Annotated in this window: 18 protein-coding genes and 1 tRNA gene; 7 read left to right on the top strand and 12 right to left on the bottom strand. The window is 58.2% G+C overall.

The window, feature by feature from the left end; all coding sequences use genetic code 11:
* The first annotated feature begins 217 nt into the window (after positions 1-217).
* The 5 genes from RISK_RS33095 (at position 218) to rpiB (ending at position 5488) form a co-directional block, all read left to right on the top strand.
* Positions 218-739 (top strand): hypothetical protein, encoded by a 522-nt coding sequence (locus RISK_RS33095; protein ID WP_236696398.1) that lies wholly within the window; start codon positions 218-220, stop codon positions 737-739.
* Between the two features lie 164 nt (positions 740-903).
* Positions 904-1884, top strand: coding sequence for a DUF1559 domain-containing protein (locus RISK_RS17415; RefSeq protein WP_102017617.1), 981 nt, complete (start codon positions 904-906; stop codon positions 1882-1884).
* A 697-nt stretch (positions 1885-2581) separates the two neighbouring features.
* Positions 2582-3565, top strand: a complete 984-nt coding sequence (locus tag RISK_RS17420) for a lipase family protein (protein WP_047815565.1) — start codon at positions 2582-2584, stop codon at positions 3563-3565.
* A 10-nt stretch (positions 3566-3575) separates the two neighbouring features.
* Positions 3576-4604: an AAA family ATPase gene (locus RISK_RS17425; protein WP_047815566.1), complete on the top strand. Its 1029-nt coding sequence runs from the start codon at positions 3576-3578 to the stop codon at positions 4602-4604.
* 410 nt (positions 4605-5014) lie between these two features.
* Entirely contained in the window at positions 5015-5488 is a 474-nt protein-coding gene (gene rpiB, locus RISK_RS17430) for a ribose 5-phosphate isomerase B (protein WP_047815567.1), read from the top strand.
* 58 nt (positions 5489-5546) lie between these two features.
* Here rpiB and xerC read toward each other — a convergent pair whose 3' ends face one another.
* The 3 genes from xerC to RISK_RS17445 form a co-directional block, all read right to left on the bottom strand.
* Positions 5547-6449 carry a tyrosine recombinase XerC gene (xerC, locus tag RISK_RS17435; protein WP_047815568.1) on the bottom strand — a complete coding sequence of 301 codons (903 nt, stop codon included), beginning with the start codon at positions 6447-6449 and terminating at the stop codon, positions 5547-5549.
* A gap of 28 nt (positions 6450-6477) precedes the next feature.
* Positions 6478-6723 (bottom strand): hypothetical protein, encoded by a 246-nt coding sequence (locus RISK_RS17440; protein ID WP_047815569.1) that lies wholly within the window; start codon positions 6721-6723, stop codon positions 6478-6480.
* A gap of 73 nt (positions 6724-6796) precedes the next feature.
* Positions 6797-8113, bottom strand: a complete 1317-nt coding sequence (locus RISK_RS17445) for a hypothetical protein (RefSeq protein WP_047815570.1) — start codon at positions 8111-8113, stop codon at positions 6797-6799.
* 748 nt (positions 8114-8861) lie between these two features.
* Between RISK_RS17445 and RISK_RS17450 the strand changes: the two genes are divergently transcribed.
* Positions 8862-8948: transfer RNA gene (locus RISK_RS17450), tRNA-Ser, on the top strand.
* A 78-nt stretch (positions 8949-9026) separates the two neighbouring features.
* On the opposite strand, the gene RISK_RS17455 is transcribed toward RISK_RS17450, so the two are convergent.
* From RISK_RS17455 to RISK_RS17490, 8 genes are all read right to left on the bottom strand, one after another.
* The gene (locus RISK_RS17455; protein ID WP_047815571.1) at positions 9027-9968 is read right to left on the bottom strand and encodes a CNNM domain-containing protein; all 942 of its coding nucleotides are present in this window, start codon (positions 9966-9968) and stop codon (positions 9027-9029) included.
* Entirely contained in the window at positions 9965-11173 is a 1209-nt protein-coding gene (locus tag RISK_RS17460; RefSeq protein ID WP_047815627.1) for a CNNM domain-containing protein, read from the bottom strand. The genes RISK_RS17455 and RISK_RS17460 overlap by 4 nt, the downstream gene beginning before the upstream one ends.
* A gap of 35 nt (positions 11174-11208) precedes the next feature.
* Positions 11209-13092 (bottom strand): ABC-2 transporter permease, encoded by a 1884-nt coding sequence (locus RISK_RS17465; protein WP_047815572.1) that lies wholly within the window; start codon positions 13090-13092, stop codon positions 11209-11211.
* Positions 13093-13181: 89 nt separating this feature from the next.
* A complete protein-coding gene (gene cysC, locus RISK_RS17470; protein ID WP_083435020.1) occupies positions 13182-13910 on the bottom strand; it encodes an adenylyl-sulfate kinase in 729 nt (242 codons plus the stop codon).
* 178 nt (positions 13911-14088) lie between these two features.
* The gene (locus RISK_RS17475; RefSeq protein ID WP_047815573.1) at positions 14089-15558 is read right to left on the bottom strand and encodes an SMI1/KNR4 family protein; all 1470 of its coding nucleotides are present in this window, start codon (positions 15556-15558) and stop codon (positions 14089-14091) included.
* A 132-nt stretch (positions 15559-15690) separates the two neighbouring features.
* A complete protein-coding gene (locus RISK_RS17480; RefSeq protein ID WP_047815629.1) occupies positions 15691-17058 on the bottom strand; it encodes a DUF1501 domain-containing protein in 1368 nt (455 codons plus the stop codon).
* 44 nt (positions 17059-17102) lie between these two features.
* Positions 17103-20210, bottom strand: coding sequence for a PSD1 and planctomycete cytochrome C domain-containing protein (locus RISK_RS17485; protein WP_236696402.1), 3108 nt, complete (start codon positions 20208-20210; stop codon positions 17103-17105).
* Positions 20211-20436: 226 nt separating this feature from the next.
* The gene (locus tag RISK_RS17490; protein WP_390173945.1) at positions 20437-21540 is read right to left on the bottom strand and encodes an AAA family ATPase; all 1104 of its coding nucleotides are present in this window, start codon (positions 21538-21540) and stop codon (positions 20437-20439) included.
* Here RISK_RS17490 and RISK_RS17495 point away from each other — a divergent pair.
* On the top strand, positions 21452-24052 hold the full coding sequence (locus RISK_RS17495) for a DUF4159 domain-containing protein (protein WP_047815631.1): 2601 nt from the start codon (positions 21452-21454) through the stop codon (positions 24050-24052). The genes RISK_RS17490 and RISK_RS17495 overlap by 89 nt on opposite strands.
* Before the next feature lie 42 nt (positions 24053-24094).
* Here the strand turns inward: RISK_RS17495 and RISK_RS17500 are convergent, their stop codons facing one another.
* Complete coding sequence (locus tag RISK_RS17500) at positions 24095-25945, bottom strand: phospho-sugar mutase (RefSeq protein ID WP_047815575.1); 1851 nt, start codon at positions 25943-25945, stop codon at positions 24095-24097.
* Positions 25946-26272 lie beyond the last annotated feature (327 nt).

A 26272-nucleotide genomic window follows, 5' to 3' on the forward strand; every position in this document is an offset into this window, starting at 1 on the left:
TTTGATGACCATCTCGTTGGGAACGCACGAAAAACCGCTCGTTCGAGGCCTCCCGATTGGCGTTCAAAACCCCAGTGAGTATGGTGACTGCCGTCCCCAGATTCACCTCCCAATGCCTGTCGGTTGACTCACGGTTTCTTCGTTGCACGTTCATCACACCTTCATCCGGTCTCCATCTCGCTACTGGATGGCGTTGGGATTGGTGATGCTTGCATGGGTGAGCGTCGGACTACAGTGGGGTGAGCATCACAGCCACCCGATCGCGCCGTCGACCGATTCGATTCCACCTCCATTGGAATCCAACCTTCCTGCGTCGCGTCTCGCTGAATTGCCTTCTCATCCACATTCGCATGGCCACGCTCATTCGCATGCTGGCGGGCACTCGCATCACGGCGGGCATTCGCATTCACACGATGCCTCCCATTCTCACGAGACGGAAACGTCGCACGTCGAAGGCGAAATCGTTGGCAGTCATCTGCACTCGCACATTCGTTTCTTCGGCATGGAATTCATCGTGCTCACGACGACGGAGCAACACGAACGAGACTCTGTCTCCATGGGACTCCACCAACGCACGAAGAACCTCGTTCTTCGGGTGCTTCTGATCCGAAGTCCGCTGCCACCGACTGGCGATCATTTTCTGCGATCACACCAGAGCGATTGGATGTTGCTTGCCAATTCGCTCGTCCCAGGATGCGAACACGCGGAACCCTTGGTTCCGCCTCCTCAAGCGATTTGACTGTCGCTTTCTTTCGTGTCCCTTGGGGTTGATGGCATTCGATTCGTTGATGCCTCAATCTCACCCTGCGTGTTCCGTGTTTTTCGCGATCCGATGCCGCATGCTCTGTGCGTTGTCTGGGTCGGCGTGCGCGAGCGTGCAATCTCAAACAAGCACTCAAATACATGTCCTTCTTTCACCGAAACCACTCTCGTCTCCGCCCCCGCAGTCGATTCCATCATGGCAAGCAAACCGGATTCACCCTGGTCGAATTGTTGGTCGTGATCGCCATCATTGGCATCCTGGTCGGGCTCTTGTTGCCAGCCGTGCAGGCTGCCCGCGAAGCTGCCCGGCGAATGTCGTGCAGCAACAACCTGAAACAACTCGCGTTGGGGCTCCACAACTACGAATCGAGCTTCCAACAGTTTCCGCCGGGATACCTGCACAAATTCGGCGAACCAGGAGCGATGTATCTTGCCAACCACCAAGGTTTTTCTTGGGGAAGTGCGATCCTGCCCCATATCGAACAAGCAGCCCTGTACGACACGATCCACTTCGATCGACCCACCTTTGACATCGAGAACTTGTCTGCACGAGAAACATCGCTTCCCACTTTCCTATGTCCGTCGGACACCTATTCCGAAGGAGAGTTTGTCGTCCGTGATGACACCCTGACACCGATCCTTCAATATGCCGGTGCGTCGTATGCGGCGAACTGGGGTCCATCCACTGCAGCGGTCAATTTGGACGACACGCCGCTGGAAAGTGACGGGGTGTTCTTTCGCAACAGCAACTTGAGGCATGCGGACATTCTTGATGGGCTGTCCAACACGTTGGCGTTGGGGGAACGAACCAACGGCCCGCTTCCCGTCAGCACGCCATCCCCCGGCGGACACAGCCATTTCGAAACCGCCTGGTTCGCTGCCGTGCACGACCGAGATGAGTTCGAAGACGACCATGGTCACATGGTACTTTTCGAAACTCAATTTCGTCCGAACCAACTCGATGGCGATGACAAGGGGCTCTCGGCTCCTCATGTCGGTCTCGCTCAGTTCGCGTTGTGCGACGGCAGCGTGCGTGCGATCACGCAAGAAATCGATGCAGAAATCTATAACGCCCTCGGCAGCCGGAATGGGGGTGAAGTCATCGATTCCAACGGTTTCTGAATCGTTCTGCGAATGGTTGGGATTCGTTTTCATCCGATTCGAATGACCAGCCAAGCAGGTACGCAGGAATGATTGGGCATAATCATGTGAGCCGTTTGGGCGTTAGGCTGGGCTGCGAAATGTTTGATGTTGGCGTTCGGATAGCGAATGCAATTTTTCTTCCGGCTCGCTGTCTTTCTTCATCCCGGTAGGGATGTCAGATGGTAGCCGGGGGTTGCTGCGTAGCAGCGTACCCCCGGAAACCGAGCGTCCCCAAAAACACTCTCCATCCCGCCGTGGCCATCGGCCACGGCGGGATGGAGAGTGGCGGCGTGGGCTACAGGTCCGTCGGTGGCGCGATCGCTTACCGACGGCTACCATCTGAAATCCCTACCGGGATGAAAACTTGCGTAAACGAATGCGTTCCGTCACACCAAATATTTCGTAGCCCAGCGTCAGCCCCGGTTTTGCGTGGGAACCGTGGCGAACGCCAAACGGCTCACTTGCCCGATGACACCTGCGTAACTGCTTAGGGTTTTCTCAACCCGTGTGCTGAAAACGAAGCGAATGGGACACTCGGTGGAATCAAGTCCGCGACAGCGTCGTCGATTCGATTTCGCTCTCGCGCCGGATGGCGGGCCCACGATTGTCAGCGCAATGTGAAATCATCCGATCTGAGCTGGTTGCCATTTGAAAGCCTATCCCGCTGGGCGAATCCATGTGGCACAATGAGGACGCTGATCTTTTCATTCGAAATGGAGTTTCTCAGATGAGCGAACCATCTGATGCACTGGAACTGAAGCCTATCGCTGGCGTTGTCCAGGATCCCAACGAAGTCCCGGTGGTCGTCCACAGCGACGTCAAAGGGGCAATCGAGGACATGACGTTTCTCCAAAAGTCACTGCTCTTCGCTGAGCTTGCGATGGTCGCTTACAACGATCGGCGTGAAGCCACTGTCGCAGCGGCGATGATCGGCTTCCCCGATGTCACGTTCTTTGATCACGACGGTTCGCAGGCATACCGCTTTCGCAACGATCAAGATTGCGTGATTGCCTGTCGCGGCACCGAACCGAACGAATGGAACGACATTCGAGCGGACGCAAACGCCGCCTCGGTCTTGGCTGAAACAGCTGGCAAAGTTCACCGCGGGTTCAAAACCGAGGTCGACGACCTGTGGCCGATGCTCGAGACTGCGTTGGTCGGCAATGAGCAACCGGTTTGGTTCTGCGGCCATTCGCTGGGTGGTGCCATGGCAACCATCTGTGCGGGGCGATGTTATCTGTCCCACATCCAATCGGTACCACGAGGGTTGTTCACCTACGGGAGTCCCCGTGTCGGTGACAAACGATATATCAATTTCGTTCAGTTGCCCCACTATCGCTACGTCAATAACAACGACGTTGTGACCCGCGTCCCACCCGCTTGGATGGGTTATCGGCACTGCGGCACGGAAGTGTATATCAATCGAAACGGGCGGATCGGTCACTTGGGGATGATCCGAAAACGACGGGACCGCTGGCACGGGTTCTTGCGTGGCCTGAGGCGGTTTCGAATCGATCACTTCAGCGACCATCCGCTGCACAACTACATCGATCCCATCTTGGAAGCCGTTCGCGACGAGCAGGATGCGATGGGGCGTGGCGAAAGCCCCGTCGATGCTTCAGACTTGACGGGACAAAAATCTGAAACCGAAGCCTCCTGACGGACACCCCATGAATTCGCCTTCGCCGAATCCATCCGAAAACCGCCCTTCGCAACCATCCGCCTCCGATCGCTTCGCACGCGAACCGGAGGTCGTTCAAATTGGCGGCGTCGAACTCAAACTGGCTCATCCCTATGAGGCGGCCAGTGACTGGATTGGCCAGCACGAACTGCTGATGCAGTTGCTGGCGTGCTGGTTGACGGTGGACGAATCGGATCTCCCGCTCACCCCTCGCTTGATCGGTTCCCCAGGGGTCGGCAAGACTCAGCTGGCGATTGCCGCCACCAAACGCCAGGGGCTGCCCCTGTACATCTACCAGTGCACCGCGGACACACGCCCCGAGGATTTGCTGATCACCCCCGTGCTCAGCCGCGGTGGCGAGATCGCCTACCACGCATCGCCACTGGTCACCGCCATGATCACGGGCGGCGTTTGCATTCTGGACGAAGGCAACCGCATGAACGAAAAGTCATGGGCCTCGCTGGCACCGCTTTTTGATAGTCGCCGCTATGTCGAATCAATCGTTGCGGGAATCACGATCCCCGCCTCCGACGAATTCCGTTCGGCCGTGACGATGAATCAGGACGAGTCGACATTTGAGATTCCCGACTACATCCTCAGTCGGCTGCAACCAACGCTGCAGGTAGGGTTCCCTAACAAGCAAGACGAGATGGCGATCCTGCAGTACCACCTGCCGTTCGCCGAGCCAGAAATGCTCGCATTGACCGTCGATTTCTTGCAGCGGTCCCACGAGCTGAAACTGGATTTCTCTCCGCGAGACGGCATCAACCTGCTGCGATTCGCGATCAAGCGGATGAAACAAAACCCATCGCACCCGGTCGCCCACGATGCCGCCTGGCAAGAAGCCCTGGAGAAATGCCTGGGCGACGAAGCCGTTGACTTGGAATCCCTCGCAGAACGCCGCAAACGCACCCTCGGCGGCGACGCCGTCCCCTTGGGGCTCGCAGACCTCTTCTTCGACGCCGACGACCCACTGCACCCCGATCGCGAAGACGAGGACGACGACGACCTGATTTAGCTAGGCGACGTTCCCCACGACGGCCCCGTCCGGGACCGTCGTGGGGATGTCGATATAGTCCCTCGCTCACGGCGTCGGGTTGCGATTTCGCCGGGCTTGGCAGCCCATCTGTCGTGCTCGACTGCCGACATCGCCCCGGACGGGGCCGTCGTCCTTAGCTCGGGGCGGAAGCCCCGAGATGGATGTCAAAAAAACAAATGGTCGCCCCGGAGGGGCCGTCGTGGGGATGTGGTCTGGTTCCTCGTTCACACGTCGGGGTCCATTCTGTGTGGACGAGCACCTTGAACGAACCGACCTGCCTCAACCACCTCGCCCCCAAGCCCCGGTTACGAATCGCCGCCGAATGACTATCTTGTGGCGTCTTCAAGACTTCTCTTTTTTGGCTCGTTCTTTCGTCGGTGTCTGGTCCTATGTCGCAAAATGCGGAATCCGTCTCGCCCATTCGCCTGGCTGTTGGTGGCGACCATGCCGGTTTCGCTCTGAAACAACTCGTTGTCGAGCGTTTTGGATCGCAGGTCGCCAGCCTGATCGACTGCGGGACCGATGACGAGACCTCCTGTGACTACCCCGATTTCGCCGTCGAAGTCGCGGAGCGAATCAACAGCGGAGAAGCCGACCGCGGCCTCCTGATTTGTGGCAGTGGTGTCGGCGTCAGCGTCGCCGCCAACAAGATCACTGGTATCCGGGCCGCCATCTGCCACGACACCTATTCCGCTCACCAGGGCGTGGAGCACGACGACATGAACGTGCTGTGCATCGGCGGCCGGATCATCGGCAGCGAACTGGCCTACGAGATCATCTCATCGTTCCTGAAGGCCAACTACACGCCCGAAGAACGTCACCAACGTCGCCTCAACAAAATCCTGGCACTCGAGTGCGACTGATCCGGACTGGAGCGAGACGTCGCGAACAACTCCAATGCGAGCGTTCGCGAACGAACCGTTATGCCGAGCGAGGGTGAGCCTTCTCATAGACCTGCCGCAGATTCGTCGCGCTGACATGCGTGTAGATCTGCGTGGTCGTCAGCGACTTGTGGCCAAGTAGTTCTTGGACACTGCGAATGTCCGCGCCGCGATCAAGCAAATGAGTCGCGAACGAATGACGCAACGTGTGAGGACTGGTTCGGGCATCCAACTCCGCCTTGGCGATGTATTTCTCCAGCATCCGCCCCACGCTGCGAGTGGTCAGGATGTTGCCAAACCGATTGACGAACACCGGCGCTGATCGGCCCAGCTTCTCCGACTCCGGCGATCGACTGCGACGACCGGCATAAGCCTGGATCGCCTTGATCGCGAAAGATCCCAACGGGCTGATGCGTTCCTTGCGACCTTTCCCGCGAACCCGCGTGATCCCTTGCGAGAAATCCAAGTCACCATCGCGCAGCCCCACCAATTCGCTGACCCGCAGGCCTGACGAATACATCGTCTCCAGGATCGCTCGGTCGCGAAGTCCCGCTTCGCTGATTGCCGGTGGTGCGACCAACAATCGCCCCACCTCGTCACTGGTCAAGACATGCGGAAGCTTCCGATTGCTGCGTGGATTCCGCAGCGGCTTGGCCGGGTTGCTGCTCGCCAGCCCTTCCCGCATCGCGAACTTGAAGAAACTTCGCAGCGAAGCCAGTTTTCGAGAGATCGTGCTGCGAGCGTAACCCGCCTGCTGAAGCGCTGCCTGAAATTTCCGCAACTGCTGCGGTGTCAGCGAGTCCAGCTGGACCCGACCGATGTCTGACTGACCGATCCATTCCGCGAAGGCGAACAAGTCTTCCCGGTACGCTTTGATCGTCAAATCTGACGCGTTGCGTTCGGTCGCCATGTGCTGCAGAAATCGAGTGATTGCCGTGCGCAAAACCGAGGCTCACTGCTGACGGAAAGAATCAAACAAAGTCATCGATGGAAAGCGAATCGAACTCGGCACTGGCCGACACTTCGTCGTCCACCACAACGGTTTCGCGAATTTTGCGAGACAACATTGCCGCGTCGTACCACGAAAAGTCCAGCTCGGGGTGGGCAGCAAACCGCGCCAACTGGCGCAGGGTCTCGTCACGGTTCTCGTCGTCGAACAAGAAGATGAAACGTTCTTCGCCTTTGACCAAGGCCAACACGTTGACTTCCTTTTCCATCGTTTGATCGTCCTGAGTGCGAATGTCGCGGGTCCGGAGAAACTTCCGTTGGCGGAGTTTCCCGCGATGCTGCTCAGTATCGGCTCACGGGCCAGCGCAGAATGAGGTCGCTTTGGTCCCGACCGCCCCGGGACTCCAACATTTCGACGATATGCAAGTGACAACAGAAACGAATGAAATCATCGCTACGTTTGACATAACCCTGCCAAGCCATCCCGCGTGCGTCATCCCCCGTCTCAACGTAGTCTTCCAAACGCTGCGTGAAGTACGGATCATCCCCGCGATACAACCGAGTGTGTGAGAGCACCGGGTCATGCTGGGCGATCATCGGAGGTGGCGTCATGGCGGGCGGATCCGGAATCAAATCGGTCGGATCAGGCCAAGCCGGTGGCAGTGGAGCAACGCTCGCAAAGCCTTCGGAACCGCACGACTCTTCGAACATCATTCCATTGGGATCCATGACGCTGAGATTCATGGCACTGCCATCCACGATTCCATCGCCTTCCCAGTCCAAGTCCTCTTCCCAAACAACGTTTCCGTCGTTGATCGATGGTGCCAGGTTGGGACTGACCACCTGATGCTCAGCCACTTCGGCCTGGTACGAGTGATGATCGACCAAGCGAATCACTCCGGCTGATTCGGGGTCTTTTGACAAATTGTCCTCGCCGAACGGATCCACGCCCTTTCTCAGTGGGTTGGAATTCGCAAATTCTGGCTCAGCCGAAGCGTCTGACTCCGTCGTCTGCTCAACCGGTGAAGCTTCCGAGATCCGCTGGGGCGTTTGCGTTTTCAGTTGGCTGCGAGCCAGTTCGAATTCCGCTTCCCGCACAATCCGAGCTGGAATCTTTTCTTCGCCTTCCGTTCCCCAAGGCAAACCGTAGCCGGGCGGGATCGCGTGAAACCCTTCGTTGGCAGCGTACCAATGGACGGTCATTCCCATTCGCGGTGGGTAATACGCGTCGAAGTCCGTGATCGATCCAACCACAATCGCTTCGACGTCCATCATCTGGGCCAATCGTTGGAAATCCGCTCCCACACGAGGTTCGCCGTACTGCATCGAATAGGCACGGTACTGCGTCGAGGTGACGCCCACCGGCAACACTTCAAAACCGGGAATCGCTTGCAAAGCCGCGTAGTACGAACGAGCAACCTCGTCACCATCCACGTTGGGTTGGTGGCTTTGGTTGTAGAACGGCAGCACCGCCACCCGCTTCATTTGCGGAAACGGATTGTGCAGTGTGTCTCGCTGGCGCGTTTCCGGAACCAGCGTGCAGCCACTCAGCAGCGAAACGCTCAGGCACACGCACACCGTGGTGATGCGAGTCCAAGCGGACGCGAATAAGAATGTCATTTGGCGAGCCATGTGTTTCACGATCGACCCCTCGGTCATCGCGCAATGTCTCCACCCCCACCACTCTTATCGGCCCACTGCCCGCCCTCTCTTCACCCCAATCCGAAAATTCCACGCATTTCCCCTCACCGGTCGATTTCGCGGATCGGAGCCGAGACTCAACCGAGGCGTCGTCGCTGCTTTCCAATGAGTTCATTCGCCCCTCGTCCCCAGGCTCTGCCTGGGAACGCACTGCCCTCGAGGCTCCCGCCTCGCCACCCCACCACTCGCCAGGCAGGAGCCTGCCATTCATCGGGTGCCCAGGCAGAGCCTGGGAACCAGCCAAAAAGCCCTCATCCCTCGTCCCCAGGCTCCCGCCTGGGAACGCACTGCCCCCGAGGCTCCCGCCTCGCCACCCCACCACTCGCCAGGCAGAGCCTGCCATTCATCGGGTGCCCAGGCAGAGCCTGGGAACCAGCCGAAAAGCCCTCATCCCTCGTCCCCAGGCTCCCGCCTGGGAACGCACTGCCCCCGAGGCTCCCGCCTCGCCACCCCGCCACTCGCCAGGCAGAGCCTGCCAATCATCGGGTGCCCAGGCAGAGCCTGGGAACCAGCCGAAAAGCCCTCATCCCTCGTCCCCAGGCTCCCGCCTGGGAACGCACTGCCCCGAGGTTCCCGCCTCGCCACCCCACCACTCGCCAGGCAGAGCCTGTCATTCATCGGGTGCGCAGGCGGAGCCTGGGAACCAGCGAAGACGCTCAACCTCGTCTGGGCGAAGTCGCGGCGGCCTGCTAAAATCCGCCTCGCCGGATGGGTGGCCGAGTGGTCGAAGGCTCTAGTCTTGAAAACTAGCGTAGGGGAGACCTTACCGTGGGTTCGAATCCCACCCCATCCGCTTCTTCTCTCACCGCTCGCGGCGGACAAACGGCCGAGACTGTTCTCGGCGGGTCACGCGAACCGCATCGGTTGCGAATCAGACCAGCAGCGGCTGCAACAATTGCCGCCGGGTCACCACGCTGCCAATCTTGCCACTTGGTTCGTACAGCACCGCGACGTCGCTGTGAGCGTCGTACAAACGCAGCAGCAACCCCAAGTGCCGGTCCGTCAAGGAACCGCGAACGATTGGCAGCGGCGTGGGAACCTGATCCTGGTGCACCAAGTCCGCGTAGCGATAAAAGCCGATGATCCGCCCTTTCCGACGCACCAAGATGATCGGGTGATTCTGCCGGCGAGCCTGACGACGAGCAAGTTCCAAATCCACCGGGGAATCCACCACCGCCAAACGCTCCGGCCGCACACCGAACTGAACCGCGGAACCGTTGCCAACATCAAACACGTTCTGAGCCAAATTCCGTTGACCCGCAGCGAGAATCCCGGCGTCCTGGCCCGCTTGCAACACCTGGTCCAAGTCACCGCGAGCCATCGAGAGCCGCAATCGAAACGGTGTTTCGCCCGTCAATTTCTGAAGCGCAGTCCCCAGCAAACTCAACAGCAGCGAGATTGGCGCGAACACGATCGTTGCCAACAACAACAACCACCGCGTGCCTCGAAGCAATCGATACGGCGCCTGATAAAACAGATGCTTGGGAAGCAACTCCCCAAACACAAACACAACGGGCGTCATCATCACCGTGGCCGCCAATTCAATCGCTTCCCCGCCACCAACCAACGTCCCGACGAACATCACGATCGCCAAACTGGTCAAGTAATTGGCCAAGTTGTTCCCCACCAGCGTCGTGGCCACGAAGATCGCAGGATGATTGATCATCCACACCAGCCCGCGACCCGCGAAGGAACCACTCAGTCCATCCAGCACCAACCGTGTTCGCGAAACACGATACAGCCCGGTCTCGCTTCCACTGAAGAAGGCCGACAGTGCCAACCCGATCAAAAAGATTCCCATTGCCATCATCATGAGGAAGGTCGCTCCGATTCGGGACCCAACCAAGCTTCGATCCAAATCCCGTCTTCGTCCTCCTCCGTGACCACCAATTCAAACTCCGCCAACGGAGCCACATCGCCAGCCCGTGGCACACGTTCGTTGTGACGTTGGATGTGCCCGCCAACCGTCGCGGTGCGTTCCTCCGGCAGATCAATCCCCAACGTTTTCGCGAGCGCTCGCAGGCTCGTCGAACCTGGCATCCGAAAGTGATTGCCACCCAAGCGTTTGATTTGGTCTTCCGCTGCGTCCAACTGATCCGTGCTGGCCAGCACACCTCGCAAGATGTCATCGACGGTGAGCGCTCCGACAACCTCGCCGAATTCATTGACAACGACCGCCACACTGATTCCCTGCTCGTCCAACTGGTCGTAAACCTGCGCTATTTTGGCGGACCACGGGACGTGCAACACCTGCTCCACTGCAGAAGGCAAATCATCGATCTGCTGTGGCCGCAGCAACCGCACTGCGATCGAACCAAGAATCGTTTGCCCCGAAGTGTCCTCTGGATCCGCCACCATCAGATAGCCTCCCGGGGGCGAACCTTCACCCAACAACGAGGTCTCCAAAGGTGGCGAAACAATCATCAGTTTGCTGCGTGGACGCATCATCTCATCGGCTTGAATTTCCGCCATCATCACCAAGGAACGCAGCGCCAAACGTTCCCGCCGAAGCAGCGTTGCGTCATCGGTCCCCAACTCAATCGCGCGTTCGATGTCCGTCAGCTCTATCTCGGGCTCTGGTTCAAAGGATGGCCACAGCAAACGGCCCGCCGCCTCGTTGGCCCATTTCACAAACGGCAAAATCGGCGACACAATGCCCACCGCAATCGTCATCGGCACGCCCACTGACAGGGCAATGCGAGCTGGCGTCATCACCGCAAAACTCTTGGGCAACATCTCACTGAAAAAGATGATCGTGAGCAAACAGACCAACGTGAAAACCCCCGGCCGCGACAGGTCCGCGGAGACGATCGCAACCAAGGTGAAGTACGTCATGTTGATCAGCAGATTCCAAAACAGAATCGCTGCCAGCAATCGATCCGGCTGGGAAAGCAAATGAGTCACCACTCGACCCGAAGCCCCATTCCGCCCAATCCGCTTGCGGTCGCGTTCCTTCAGCGAGAAGAGCGCCGCTTCACTGCCACTGAACAGTCCGCTGGCCACAATGAGAATGAGCATCGCAGCCAAAAAGGGCCACTTCGACACCAGCTCGTTCAATTCGTGGACCCCGGCAACGCCTCGGGGGGATCACCCGTCGTCCGCGTGGTCTCGTTCCCGCGGTCCGGTTCCAAGGAGACATCAAATTCGCTCAGAGCTGGAATCATCATCGCCGCGGTCGTGAACCCATAACCAGCCAACAAGCTGAACACGACCCACAGGTGATCGGTCTGCAGCAGAAACTGCGTGATCGCATAAAAGGTGATCAACGGCAACGCGAACGATGCGGCAAAGATCGCGGACGATGGATTCCGCCACCCCAGAGCCGCGAACAGGGCCAGCCCACCCCCCAGGATCATCACCAAGAACGGTGCCAACTGAAGCTGAAACGCCCCGCGAAAACTCACCATGATCGTCATGCAAATCGCGATGCCGACACACAGAAAGAACACTGTTCCGAGACTGGCCAGCGTCGCCGTTCGGCCCGAAACATAGTTCAGCCCCGAGTGAATTCCCAGCATGGCCACAAACACCACCAAAGCGAAACCGCCCACCAACGCGTAGACCATGTTCTCGAGCGTCATCACACCGGACAGCCCCAAGTAGATCGTCAACAACATCGGCAAGATGATCATCTCCTTGGCCGCGTACATGACTCCCCACAATTTGCCAAACACAAACTCGCTGGGACGAAGGTCCGTGACCAGCAACAGATCCAGTGCCAGCCCATCACGCTCGCCAGTCACCGCGTTGACGGCCAACGCGTTGACCAGCACCAAGCTGATCACGCCCAAAGCTGCCATTGGAATGGTGACCGCTGGCAAAGCACGTCCGATGCGACCGGCGGGCTCCATCGCGACGCCGCTTTCCACCTGCAAATAGATCGCTGTCGCAATGATTGCAAAGATCAAGACAAAGACCGCCCGAATGAGGATGATCTTGCGACCATAGGCCCAGGTTCGGATCTCTCGCCAAAGGATCGGATTGTCCCAAACCGGGCGTGGCTGACGGACTTTCCAGGACGTGGGGTCTTTCTCGCGATCACGCTGAAAGGCTTCGCTGGCAAACTCTTCGCTGGTCTCTGGATCCGGTGCCTTCAAACGAACTTCCCGCGAAGGGTTCCAAACGCGAACCTTCGCGATTCCGATCGCCAAGATCACTGCCGACAACACACTTCCGACGAACACAAACAGCCCACCGCCGTCGCTCAGAAAAGCTCCCCATCCAGCGTCCGCGTTCGTTGCTGCCAACAACGCTCGTGGGGCACTGATGGCGATGGCCCATCTCGAGTCGTCCCCGCTTATCGACGCCGCGATTTCCCCCGCCGCAACCAACAGCAACAACACCAAGACCGTCAACGCGATCGACTGAAACGTTTTCTCGCGCCACAACGCGACCACCACTCCAACCGCGGCGGACACGACCACACTGACAATCGTGACCGCAAAAACGGCAAAGACTTGCCCTGGTGCGACCCCGCCCAACAACGGCAACGTCAGAAACAAAGGCAGCGAAATGACGCACAAGGCGAAAGGCGACAGCAATGTGGCAGCCGCTTTTCCCCCCACGATTTCGAAGCCAGACAATCGAGTCATCAGCATCAGGATCAGCGTTCGGCGATCCTTTTCCTGAGCCACGCTGCTGGCTGCTCCCACCGCCGCCAAAGCCGACAAGATCACCAACTGAAGCGGAGCGAGCAAACGAAACATCCAGCCGCCAAACTTGGCCGCGTCCGCGTTGGCTGCCAGAGAACGCGAACCGTCCAGCACCAAATAACCCGTGCACAGCAACAAAAACAGTGCCATCAAATAGACACTGCGAGTGACATAGGTTGCCGGTCGCTTGGGAACGACGGAGGCTTCTCGTTGAAAAACGGGGCCGAGCATGACTGGGATCAAACCGTGAGGCGATTGCCGAAAGAGGGTGCCGAGTGGATTCACGTGCGGACGCAGTCTAATGCATCACCACCCAATCGAGAATCAAGTCGGTATGCATTCACCCCGAGAATGGTTCGATTCGGCATCGAAATTCACCCCTCCGTGGACTGCAGGACGCCGCGCCGCTCCATTTCAGCGATGATCTGAGACGCCTGATCATGCGGCGTCTGGTCTGCCTGCCATTTCAGGTGGATCTCGGGCGAGGGAGGCACATCGTAAGGATCGCTGATCCCCGTGAAATTCTTGATCTCGCCAGCCATGGCTTTCTGATACAGCCCCTTGGGATCTCGCTGTTTACAAACGTCTAGCGGCGTGTCGACGAAGACTTCCAAGAAATCACCAGCCCGACCGCTGCTCTCAATCGTCTTCCGCACCCGATCTCGATCCCGTTGGTAGGGACTGACAAAGGCAGCCAACGTGATCACGCCCGCGGACGCGAACAGTTCCGTCACCGCTCCGATTCGGCGAATGTTTTCTTCCCGATCCGTCGGACCGAATCCCAACCCAAATCGATCCGCGAATTCCTCGCCATGCTCGCTTTTCAAAACCGCAGGAGGCGCACACAAACCATGACGCACATTGTCGCCATCCAACAGCGTGCAGGTCGCGCCACGCTGAATCAACAATCGATCCAACTCATTCGCGATCGTGCTCTTCCCACATCCGCTCAGCCCAGTGAACCAAACCACCACCCCTCGTTGCCCCAACTTCGATTCCCGGTCTTCGCGAGAAACGGTCTGCGTGTGCCAAACGATATTCTTCTGAACATCATCCTTGGCGTCGCTGGTGGCGGAAGGTTGGTCCGTGTTGGGCTGGCTCATGAATCGGTTCGGAAAGTTGGATCGATTTGGAAAGAAAGGCGAGTCAAGCAGCTCCAATTCGCTGGGGGCTATTGCGAGCCGGCACGTCAACATCGCCTTCGCATGCGTTGGACGCCGCCCCCATCTTAACTGGACAGCGATACTTTCGTGAGCGGCGAGACGTGAGCCGCTGGATGAATCAAGTGCCGTAACGCTTTCGGAAGCAATCACGATGCATCCGAGCCAGAATTTCATGGGATGTCCACCCGGCAACCTGAGTGAGATTGACCAATCGCCCCAGCAAATCGGCGTACAACGTCATCGGTTCTGTCCCCAAATCCCAACCCGCCGCGTACAGACATCGAACCGCTTCGGCATGCTGACCGCTAGCAGTGTTCTGGTCCGCACGCTCCAGAAAGAAGGTGGTCAAACGACTCCGCACCGAACCACCCTCCCGGTTCTGCAAGCAGTCGAGGTACTCGGACATAGAAACCGACGCGGGCACAGCATTGGCAGGTGGTTTGGCCTTGGACTGATCGATCGATGTGTCCCCTGACTCGGGCCGCAACTTGCTCTCGTGAGACATCCAATAGGCACCAAACTTGGCCATCCCTTCGGCTCCCGACGTTGCCCAGTGAGTCCGCAACCGGACGCTCTGGTCAGTGAACACACTGCACCGCATCGACGCCCAAAACGCCACCGCCGCGCCACTGAAATCCTCGCGTTGCATGCGGCAATACCCCAGCAACTCGGCCGCCCAAGCCAACTCCGGTGCCAACGCGTGAGTGCGTTCACAAAGGCTCTCGATCCGCGACCAATTCTGTTGGGCTGGGTCCATCGCGCCCGGCTGAACGGCCCCTTCGTCTTGCAACCGATTGGCGATCTCCACGGGCAACGTCCGTAAATCAAACCCCCACCGCATGATGTCATTCCAGGCGAGACCCATTCGGTTGGCATCAGCCGGCATCAAGTGCCGCGTCAATTCGTTGCTCAACTCGTCGATCACCAACTGGCAACCGATCGCAACACCGCACACACCCGCGTTCAACAAATCGTCGATCCAGCCCGTGCCTTCGGACTGCCAGCGTTGCTCCTGGGCGATCGGACGCACCCCCTCCGGCAACCACCGTGTCATCCAATCCTGCCAAGCATTCGTTCCCGGCTGAACCGAACGAGCGTTGTCCATCGGCGAAGGAATCGCGTGCCGATGATCGCTGGCAGGCAAAAACGGCAAAATCTGATCGAACAACAAGGCCTCGGCCAGAGAGTTCCCCCAGGGCAGCCAATCGCCGCCACCGTGGTACCAATGACACAAATCGTAAGCAGCTCCCCCCGCCGCGTTTTCCCCGTCAGACAGTCGCAAGCAGAGCCAATCCCCCGCATGACTTCCCACCAAAGGCAGAAAATTGGGAGGCATCAAGGGCGGCCAGACCGGATCAGGAACGGACTTGAGCAACGTTTCCGGCGAAACGGCCACGACGAATTCGCCATTTCCGGGAGACCGCCACACCTCGTCGTCAAACCAGGACGCCAAGTCCGGCTGCAGCGTCACCGCAAATCGTTCCTGCAGTTGATCGGACCATTTCGGCGCAGCATCAAGCGACTGACCTGATTGAACCGAAGCGTTCGGGCCAGAGGGTGTCTCGGCATCATCCAAAGGATCAGACACAGATTGCGGAGTGCGACAGCAGAAAAGAGGAGAAAAGAAAGGCAATGCAAATTGTAAAGCATCTGGCCTTCGCCCAAACACTAACGCTCGACTGGAAGTCACCGCAAGAGCGTCGGAGCTAGTTCGGCCCCACTACCCCTGCAAGACGGCCTCGATCACGTGTCCCTTCACATCGGTCAATCGCATGTCGCGACCGCCAAACCGGAACGTGGATCGCGTGTGATCGACGCCCATCAAATGCAACATGGTGGCGTGCAGATCGTGAATTTCCGTTCGGTTTTCCACTGCTTTGTAACCGAATTCATCGGTCGCCCCGTAAGTCATCCCCGGCTGAATCCCGCCTCCCGCCATCCAAATGGAGAACCCAAAGGGGTTGTGATCGCGGCCATTGGCACCTTGCGCAAACGGCGTTCGCCCAAATTCCCCAGCCCAAACGACCAACGTCTCATCCAACAAACCTCGTTGCCGGAGATCCTTCAGCAATCCCGCAATCGGTTGATCCACCGCCAGGGCGTTGTTCTCGTGCCCTTTTTTCAGGTTGCTGTGTTGGTCCCAACGATCGGCACCGACATTCGGGCAAGTCAGCTCGATGAACCGCACGCCCCGTTCGATCAGACGCCGGGCGATCAAGCATTCCGCGGCATAAGTCTGCGTGGGTTTGTACTCCGCATCCAACCCGTACAATTTGCGAATGTGCTCCGGTTCGTCCTCGATGGACATCAAATCCGGGACCGCGGCCTGCATTTGAAACGCCAACTCATAATTTGAAATCGCAGATTCGATCGCGTCATGCCGAAGCCCATGACGCATCGCTTCGGAATCCAACTCGCCAATCAGATCCAAATGCGCTCGTTGGCGTCCAATGTCCGGCTCCGGGGACTGGATGTTCGCGACCGCGGTGCCATGTGGCTGGAAGACCGATCCCTGATAAGTCGCCGGCAAGAACCCGCTGCCAAAACAATCCAGACCGCCAGGAGGAATCAGGCCTCCGTTGAGTGCCACGAAACCAGGCAGGTTGTCGCATTCCGATCCCAGGCCGTAATTGACCCAGGCCCCCATGCTTGGTCGTCCCTGCAAACCACTTCCCGTGTGCAAAAAGTAGTTCGCAAACGTGTGCTCGGAAAACTCCGAGACCATCGAACGAACCACCGCCAATTCGTCGACGCATTCCGCGACATGCGGGAACAAACTGCTGACCGGAATCCCGCTCTCACCGTGCTGTTTGAACTTCCAAGGGCTGCCCAGAACCTTTCCGTTGTTGTTGAACTGGGTCGGCTCGACGCGAAACAAATCGCCCGGATCACGCCCGTCCATCTTGGTCAGCAAGGGCTTGGGATCGAACGTGTCGATCTGCGACGGCCCCCCATCCATGTAAAGGAAGATGACGTGCTTGGCCCTGGCTGGATGATGCACCCCATGGCCGGCATGCTCCGCAGCGGCTTCGTTCATGAGCGCCGCCAAAGCCACGCCACCGAACCCCATCGAGGTCTGAGCCAACATCTGCCGACGACTGATGGCCTGACGACCCAAAGTTGAAAAACCACTCATGGCACAAACACAAATTCTTTGGTGTTGACGATGGCATGAGCCACATTGGCCCACAACGAAACATCTTCCATGGTTGCCCCCGAGGCCTGCCCCCAGGCCGTCAGGTACTGACGAATGGATTGCAACTCAGACGGTTTCGCAGGGCGTCCCAACGCATTCCAGATCATCCAATCGATTCGGCGGTCCACCGTTGTCTCCCCAGACAAACGAGGTGACTCGCCCATCCCGGATCCCGGCTCGCGAGGCACCTCCCGCATTGCACGCTCGGCAAACAAGTGAGCCTGCTCTCGCACAAAGGGATCGTTCAGCATCACCAAGGCTTGAGCTGGAACATTGGACGCGTTGCGACGGCCCATCGTGCTGAATGGAGTCGGCGTGTCAAACACGCTCATCATCGGCGACAGGAAATTACGACGAACCGCAACGTAAATCGAGCGTCGCCGGTCACCATCCATCGGACCACTCTTCGCTGGACGACCTCGCCCCTTCATGAACGAGGTCAAATGAATCGGCACAGAACCGCCTTCCGAAGATCGGTCCAGCTGTCCCGAAATCGCAAGCAAGCTGTCACGAAGGACTTCGCCCTCGAGCCGTTGCAGGTTCCGTTGATGCAGCCGTTCGTTCTTCGGATCGACCGTGGATGCCAACGCCGAGATCTCATCCGATGCTCCCTGCATTGACATCTGATAAGTGCTTGTCAAAGCGATTCGCCGGATCATCCATTTCAAATGCCGACCGTGACGATCAAAGTCCGTGGCCAAGTGATCGAGCAATTCCGGGTGGGTGGGCCGCATCCCCAAAACGCCAAAGTCATCCGTCGTCGGCACGATGCCGCGTCCCATCAAATGATGCCACAACCGGTTCGTGATCACCCGAGAGGTCAGTGGGTTGTGCGGGTCATTGATCTCGTCGGCCAATTCCAAACGCCCGCTTCCTTGTTCATCGCCAAGGCGTTCGCCGCCCGTGATCGCGGTCAGGAAATGTCGCGGCTCGATGTCGCCTTCGCTGGACGAATTGCCGCGAATCAAGATCGCTGCGTCTTCCCCGCTCCCGTCAATCATTCCGATCGCCACACGCGATCGCTTCTGTATCTGAGCCACCAACTGCTGACGCGCTTCGAACCATTCCGTTTGCCAAGCGGCGACCTCCGAACGAAGCCCTGCATCCGCCGCCACGCGTGCTCGGAGTTGCGTTTCCAACTTCTCGATGCGTTTCGCCTGCTCGTCCAACTGGCCCTGAATCTGCTTTCGAGTCTCCGCCACATCGGCCTTGGACGACTGAGCCACACAAAGAATTTCAAGGCTTTGATCTTCCGCAGGAGTCAGCTCCAAATGCAGTCGATGCCCAACGTACCTGCCCAGATTCAACTGAACCCAGCCATCCACTTCCTTGAACTGAACGATCGTTTCGCCATGCAACGGCCCCTCGACCAATCGATGAGAATCCACGCAAGCAAAGATGTTTCCTGATCCACGGACTCGGATAGAAACCATCGGCTCTGTCAAAGCAAACGTTGGCAAACGAAGCGTTCGACCGGCCCGAGGATAAGCTCTCAATTTGCCTCGTGCGTTGGTTGCATTGGAACGAACGGATTCCAATCCGTTCCATGAAACATCGTTCTTGGCCGCGGCGTTCCGAGCCAACGAGACCAACTTGTCGGCCGCTGGTTCCGAAGCAGCGGGCTCCATCAACTCCGGCTCCCCAGATCGCATCGGCTTCGCACCAAAGATGAATCCGTTTTGGCGATAGTCGCCTGCATCAAGCTGATCGAAGGCGTGCACGACCGAATCAGGCCAAGCGATGCTTTGGCCCGACCGCTCCACCGCGTCGTAAAGCTCCTCAAAAATCGCCTCAAATTTTTCGCGATAGCTCTCATCCAGCTCCCGAATTTGCTTCGCAACCTGACGATTGTGCTCGATCGAATCGAATCGAATCTCCGCGTAATCGCTGCTCTGCAGAAACCCAGTCAGCGAGTAGTAATCGGCGGTCGAAATCGCATCGAACTTGTGATCGTGACACCGAGCGCAGGCAACCGTGACTCCTTGGAAGGTTTTCGACATCACATCGATCATGTTGTCGATGCGGTCCGATTCGTCTTTGCGAATATCAACCGGCGAATGAACCCACTCACCCAAATGCCAAAACCCAGTCCCCAAGATCGATTCATTGAACGGCCTGCCGCCTTCGCCGTCATGAAAACTCATCCGCGGCTGAGTCATCAAATCCCCGGCGATGTGCTCCCTGACCCATTGGTCATACGGCACATCCGCATTGAGCCCTCGAACAACGTAGTCGCGGTACCGGTCCGCGTTGGGGATGTCCGCGTCAAACTCGTGACCACGAGATTCAGCGTACCGAACCAAGTCCAACCAATGACGTCCCCAACGGTTTCCAAACTCGGGTGAAGCGATCAGCCGATCCAACAAACGCTGCATCGCGTCGGGACGCCCATCACCTTCGAAGTTGACGACCTCTTCCGGCGTGGCTGGCAATCCTGTCAGTGCGAACGTCAAACGCCGCACCAACGTGCCACGATCCGCGGGTTGAGCAGGGGACAGCCCCGCGTCTTCTAAACCAGCCAAGATGAAACGATCGATCGTGTCCCGTGACCAAGCCGAATCGCTGACCTCGGGTGCCGTGTGATCTTGGACGGGCTGCCAAGCCCAATGCGTTTCCCGTCGGTCGTCCAAATCAAATGACTTGGCTTCGCCCTCGGCCCCTTCGGGCAGAGCTTCTTCCGGCCAGTAGGCCCCCTCCGAAACCCATCGTTCCAACGCGCCAATGTCCTCGTCAGACAGCTTGCCCGACGGTGGCATCTCATACGATTCAAAACGAACCGCTTCGATCAGCAAACTCGCATCCGCTTCACCTGCAACGATGGCCGGGCCCGAATCGCCACCGCTCAGCAAAAACGATCCATGATCAACACGCAAACTCCCTTGTCGCTCATCGAAATCCGCGCCGTGACACTCATAGCAATGCTCGCTCAGCAAAGGCCGAATGCGATTCTCAAAGAACTCCCGTTTCCCCGACTCGTCATCCGCCCAACAACTCCCCGCCACCAACACTCCCCACAAAAAAGGTGTCAGGTACCTTTTTGGCAACCTGGGGAACTTCGGTCTGCCGCAAAAAAGGTACCTGACACCTTTCTGTTGACTTGTCAGCCCTGAACTAAAACACCCTAAACTACCAAAAAGGTACCTGACACCTTTTATGCGGGGGCGGGTGGACCGGTTTGGAAATCGAGACGACATGGGCTGCGTGGGTCGGGTGGGCATCTGGCAGGAGTGATGCAGTTGTTTTGCCGACGCTTTGGTGGCTCGACATCTGTCACTTGGAACGTTCCATTTTAGCTGGTTCCGGTACAGGGATGTCAGTCAATAGACGCTGAATCACCGAATCCGTGTCCATCCCCTCGGCTTGAGCTTGGAAGTTGGTGGCGATGCGGTGCCGCAACACGGGCAGAGCAATCTTTTGAATGTCACCGGGCTCCACGCTGAAGCGTCCGTTCATTGCCGCGATGGCCTTGCCACCCGCAATCAGGTTCTGTCCCGCTCGCGGGCCCGCCCCCCAATCGACCAGTTCCCGTACATACTTGGGGGCCGATTCATCGGTCGGCCGAGTCGCTCGAACCAACTGAGCGGCGTAACGAATCACCAGCGGCCCCGCGGCGATGCTGCTGACCAATCTCTGGCAATTCAGGATCGCTCGCGCCGAAAGGATTTTGTTGACCGACACCGATTCGCCCCGCGTCGTCGCCGTCAGAATCTTCTCTTCCTCTTCCGCCGAGGGGTAATCGATTTTGATATTGAACATGAATCGGTCGAGCTGTGCCTCCGGCAACGGGTAAGTCCCTTCCTGCTCCACCGGGTTTTGCGTCGCGATCGTGAAAAACGGGTCCGGCAGCGTGTGGGTCTCTCGCCCCACCGAAACCTGCCGTTCTTGCATCGCCTCGAGCAACGCGGCTTGCGTCTTCGGCGGCGTCCGGTTGATCTCGTCGGCCAGCAAAATATTCGCGAAGATTGGGCCTTCGACAAACCGGAAACTTCGCCGCCCCGATTCGTCCTCTTCCATCACTTGTGTCCCGGTGATGTCCGACGGCATCAAGTCCGGCGTGAACTGAACCCGTTTAAACGAAACATCCAAAATATTCGCTAGCGTGCTGACCATCAAAGTCTTCGCCAGCCCCGGTACACCCTCGAGTAAACAGTGACCTCGGGTAAAGATGGCTGCTAGCAACTGTTCGATCGTGTCGGTTTGGCCCACAATGACCTTTGCCAGCTCATCCCGCATCTTCTTTTGGTGTTCCGAGAACTCTCGCAACACGTCTGCCAAATTGCGGGGCTTGGACGCATCACCCGAACTCGCACTGGACGCGGCATTGCCTGCCGTGGGGTTCATCGGTGGAGGGGTCGGAACCGAAGGATCAGCCATGAATCACAGTCCAAATCACATTGTTTCGAGTCGCACGGGTTGCTTCCGCATGAGTCACATTCGCGGTGTCTTGGATCCAAACCAATCCGACCGAGCGATCGCGTGCGGGAGTCAACGCAGTTTACGCCTTGCAGCAAGCAAGCGATATCGGTGTGCCATCATCGCTGTGCTTTGCACGTTGACTCTGCTTGCCACTGCACCCCAACGCGGTGCAGCACAAGACAACCGAGGACGCATCGATGCCCCCACGGTTCAACGAGCCATCGATCGTGGGGTCGAATACCTTCGCAAGTCTCAAACTGACCGGGGAGGATGGGATGAATACACAGGCCAATCCTGCGGGCTGTCGTCACTCTGCACGTTGGCTTGGCTCAACGCCGGCGTGTCACGCAACGATCCGGACATGCTCCGAGCCCTGCACTACCTCCGCCGATTCGAGCCCACCCAAACCTACGCCGTCAGCCTGCAGACCCTGGTTTTCTGTCACGTTGGCGCCCTGGAAGACCTCCCCCGAATCCGACGCAATGTTGCTTGGTTGACTGCCCAACAAAAAGCAGCCAACTCGAGGAATCCAGGAGCCTGGAACTACGGGGACCAAGCAGGTCAGGGTGATCCCTCCAACAGCCAGTTCGCGTTGCTGGCTCTCGGGGAGGCGGTCAACCGAGGTGTCGAAGTCGACCCGGCCGTGTTCCAGCGAGCCCAAGCCTACTGGCGGAACCTCCAATTTCGCCGCGGTGGTTGGCCGTATCGATCCAATGACCCGACCGGCAGCATGACCTGCGCCGGCATCGGATCGCTGCTGATCGCTCAAGACGCGTTGAGCACGCTTGACCACGATCAAAAAAGCCTGCGGTGCTGCGACGAGGAAGCAGGCGACCCCGGGATCGAAAAAGGCTTCCAGTTCCTCTCACAAATCTTCACCGTCGAAACCAACCCTGGCAGCACGCTGTCGAGCGATTTCTACTACCTGTACGCCATCGAACGAGTCGGACGCTTGTCCGGTCGCCGTCTGATCGGCGGGCACGATTGGTATCGCGAGGGAGCCGAACACCTGATCGGCCTGCAAGATGCCTTCCGCGGATTCTGGAACGGATCGGGCCCCGCCGAAAGCAAACGCGACGTCGCCACTTCGTTTGCCTTGCTGTTTCTCTCAAAAGGCAAACGACAGGTCGTCGTTGGGCAACTGGATCATCCCTCGCTTCGAACCTTGGACGCGAACAACAACGCGTCCCTTCCGTTTTCAACTTCGCTCAAGCAATTGGTCCGTCACGTCGAACGCGATTGGTCGCAAGAACTGACCTGGCAAACCATCCAAGCCGAAGGCGCAACGGTTGCCGATCTTCTGCAAGTTCCCGTGATCGTCATTCGAGGATCGCAAAGACTTCAGTTCAGCAACGAACTGATCGCAAATCTGAAACAGTACATCGACCAAGGTGGCACGATTCTGTTTGACGCGATCGGGGGCGATGGCTGCGGCGACGCAAAAGGGTTTCAAGACAGCGTGGTCGACCTCAGCCAACGTTGGTTCCCCGGCAGCCAGCTGGAGCGATTGCCTCCGTCCCATCCGGTTTGGTTCGCCGAACGCCCAGTTGATCCCGCTGCGATCGGCCAAGACTACTGGGTCTACGGAGTCGGAGCGTGTTGCCGAACACCGGTGTTCTATTCACCTCGCAGCCTGTCATGCCGATGGCAACACAGCGGCCCCTTGCTTCGCAACGCCGACATGCCCGCGGCAATTCGCCCGCAGATCGAAGCCGGAATCTCGATCGGCGAAAACATCATCGCTTACGCCACCGGCCGGGAACTCAAAAACAAACTGGACGCGGCGTCGATTGTCGATGGATCGACCGCACCCCCGCCGACACGCGGAGCCATCCCGATCGCCGTTGGTGCCCTCGGAGCTGGAGAGAAACAAGTCCTGCGAGCACTCCCCAACGCCGCGACCCTGATTCGCGAAAAGTTGGCGATCGAAGTCATCGCCGTGAACGATCCAATCGAGTTGACCGAAGAGTCACTGGCCCGCGTCGGGGTGCTGTATCTGCACGGACAAACGGCGGTCCAACTGAAACCTTCTGAACGCGATGCCCTGCGAGCGTTTGCCTCGCGAGGCGGCATCATCATCGCCAGCCCCATCTGCGGCAGCGAAGCCTTTGGGAACTCCATCCGCACTCAACTCGCCGAACTGTTCCCCAGCGAATCGTTCGAGTCCATGGAAAAAGAGCATCCCGCGTGGACGACTCGCTTTGGCGGCTATGACCTCAGCGACGTCACGATTCGTCGCCCGAATCAAACGGGCGAACGTCAGAAAAACCAAACCCTCAAAATCAGCCGCGTGCGATCGACACCGATCGTTGACCTACTGCAAGTCGACGACCAAGCGGCGGTGTACTACTCCCCGCTCGATCTCAGCTGCGCACTGGAGTCACAAAACTCGGTCCAGTGTCCCGGTTACAACACCGCGGACGCCGCCCGCATCCTGGCGGGCTTGATCCTCCACTCGCTCAATCGCTGAGCGGGCTGAAAGCATACGCAGGATGCAAACCGACGCTGTGAATCAAGAGTGCAATCGGGCAAAGTCGCGGACGTCTTCTTCGATGGCACGCATTCGATCAGACAACTTCACATCTGCCGCATCCAAGTCCTGCGACTCGGCGGCTTCCAAGCGAGTGAAAACATAAAACTTGACTTTGGGCTCGGTGCCGCTGGGCCGAACAGCGACGTAGTTGCCGTCCATTTCCAAATCCATGATCACCAAGTTTCCACTGGGCCCTTCCAGCGGCGAAGTGGAACCATCAGCAACGTTCAAAGTGGTTGCACTGCCGTAGTCTCGTACTTGAGCCACTGCGATTCCGCCCAGCGATTTTGGCGGTTCGGCACGGAAAGCTTTCATCAAGCTTTGCATCGCGGCCATCCCTTCGCTGCCTTCCATGAAGACGTTGATCAGATTTTCGCGGTGCATGCCGTGCTTGCGGTACAAGTCCGCCATGCACTCGTGCATCGACTTGCCCTCGGCTTTCAACTTCGCCGCCAACTCGCCCATCAACATGCAAGCGACCGCGCCGTCTTTGTCACGAGCGTAGGTACCGACAAGGTAGCCGTGCGATTCCTCGCATCCGTAGACAAAATCTTCGGGGCCTTCGCGATCCATCGCCTCAGCAATGTATTTGTATCCGACCAACAAATCGCCAACGCAGCGTGCCCCGTGGGACTCCGCGATCCGGCGAACCAACTCGGTCGTCACCAACGTTTTGATGACGTAAGAGCGATCCGTCAGCTTGCCTGCTTTGGCGGTCTGCTCCAGCACATAGTCGGCCAACAAAGCCGCGATTTGGTTTCCGGTGAAGGTCCCCCATTCACCACTGGAATCGGTCGTCAGCGGGGCCGCCACACCCAAGCGGTCGCAGTCGGGGTCCGTTGCCAGAACCAGGTCGTATCCGCCAGGCCGCGCCGTCTTGATCGGAGCCTCGAAGACAGCCGGGTTTTCAGGGTTCGAAACGTGTCCGGGAACATTCGGGAAGTCACCACTCTTTTCGCGGTGGCCTTCGTACACATCGACTTGCGTGAAACCGTCTCGCTTCATCAGCGGGATCACGGCCTCTTCGCCGACACCGTGCAGTGGCGAGTAAAGCACTTTGACGTCCCGTGGCCCCTCAAAGCCACACTGCGAAGCAGCGTCCAAGAAAGCAGCGTCGATTTGTTCCGTCACGACTTCGATGCGACCATCGGCCATCGCTTCCGCAAACGGAGTCGCACGAATTTCCTGGCAACTCATCACGCGATCGATGATCGCTTTGTCGTGTGGTGGCAGAACCTGGCCGCCAGTGGACCAGTAAACCTTCACCGCATTGTCGCTCGGCGGGTTGTGGCTGGCCGTCACCATGATCCCGCAATCGCAGTGCAAGTGTCGCACGGCGAAGGACAACTGCGGCGTCGCGCGGTAATCATCCAGCAAATAAACCTTGATCCCGGCCGCGACCATGATGCCGGCACACAGTTCCGTGAAGTGACGAGATTTATGCCGCGTGTCATAAGCGATCGCACAAGACAATTCCTTGGCACCGCCGTGATACTCGACGACGTAATCCGCCAACCCCTGTGCACTCTCGCCGATCGTGCGGTCATTGATCGCGTTGGAACCGATCTCGTACATCCGTCCGCGGCGACCGCCGGTCCCGAACGGGATGACCGTCCAAAACACATCGTCCAGTTTTTGCCATTTCCCGTCGGCAATGTGCTGCAACGTTTGATCGCGATAGTCGCGGTACCGATCTTCAGTCAACCAAGCTCGAATGTTTTCCACCGCCCCCGCGGTCAATTTCTTTTCTTGGCAAGCTTGATCAATCGCAGCCAAGGCTTCATCGACGGTCAGGGAAGGGGACGAGGCAGGGTCAGAACCAGATGTCATGATGAAATCGCACCGGGGATAGCGGGGAGACAGGTCGGATCAATGGGCCCAGATTCTACGCCCCGAAGGACGGTCTCACCACCTAACGTCCGATCAATCCAGCCAACCGTCGCCAGGTCGTTTTTGGCCCCCAACCGAGTTCACCTCGGCCTCCCAACGCCGCATCTCGTGAGTGCCGCAAGAACGAGTGGACCTGGCGGGGTAACCCGACGCGTGACATCCGTCTCGGGGCTTCCGCCGAATGGCACTTACTTTAGATTGAGTCTTCAGCTGCGATAATCTTGGCACAGTTTTTGCGCATTCAGGCTTCCTTTCTCAAAAAGGAGC

Source organism: Rhodopirellula islandica (assembly GCF_001027925.1).
GTDB classification, from domain to species: domain Bacteria; phylum Planctomycetota; class Planctomycetia; order Pirellulales; family Pirellulaceae; genus Rhodopirellula; species Rhodopirellula islandica.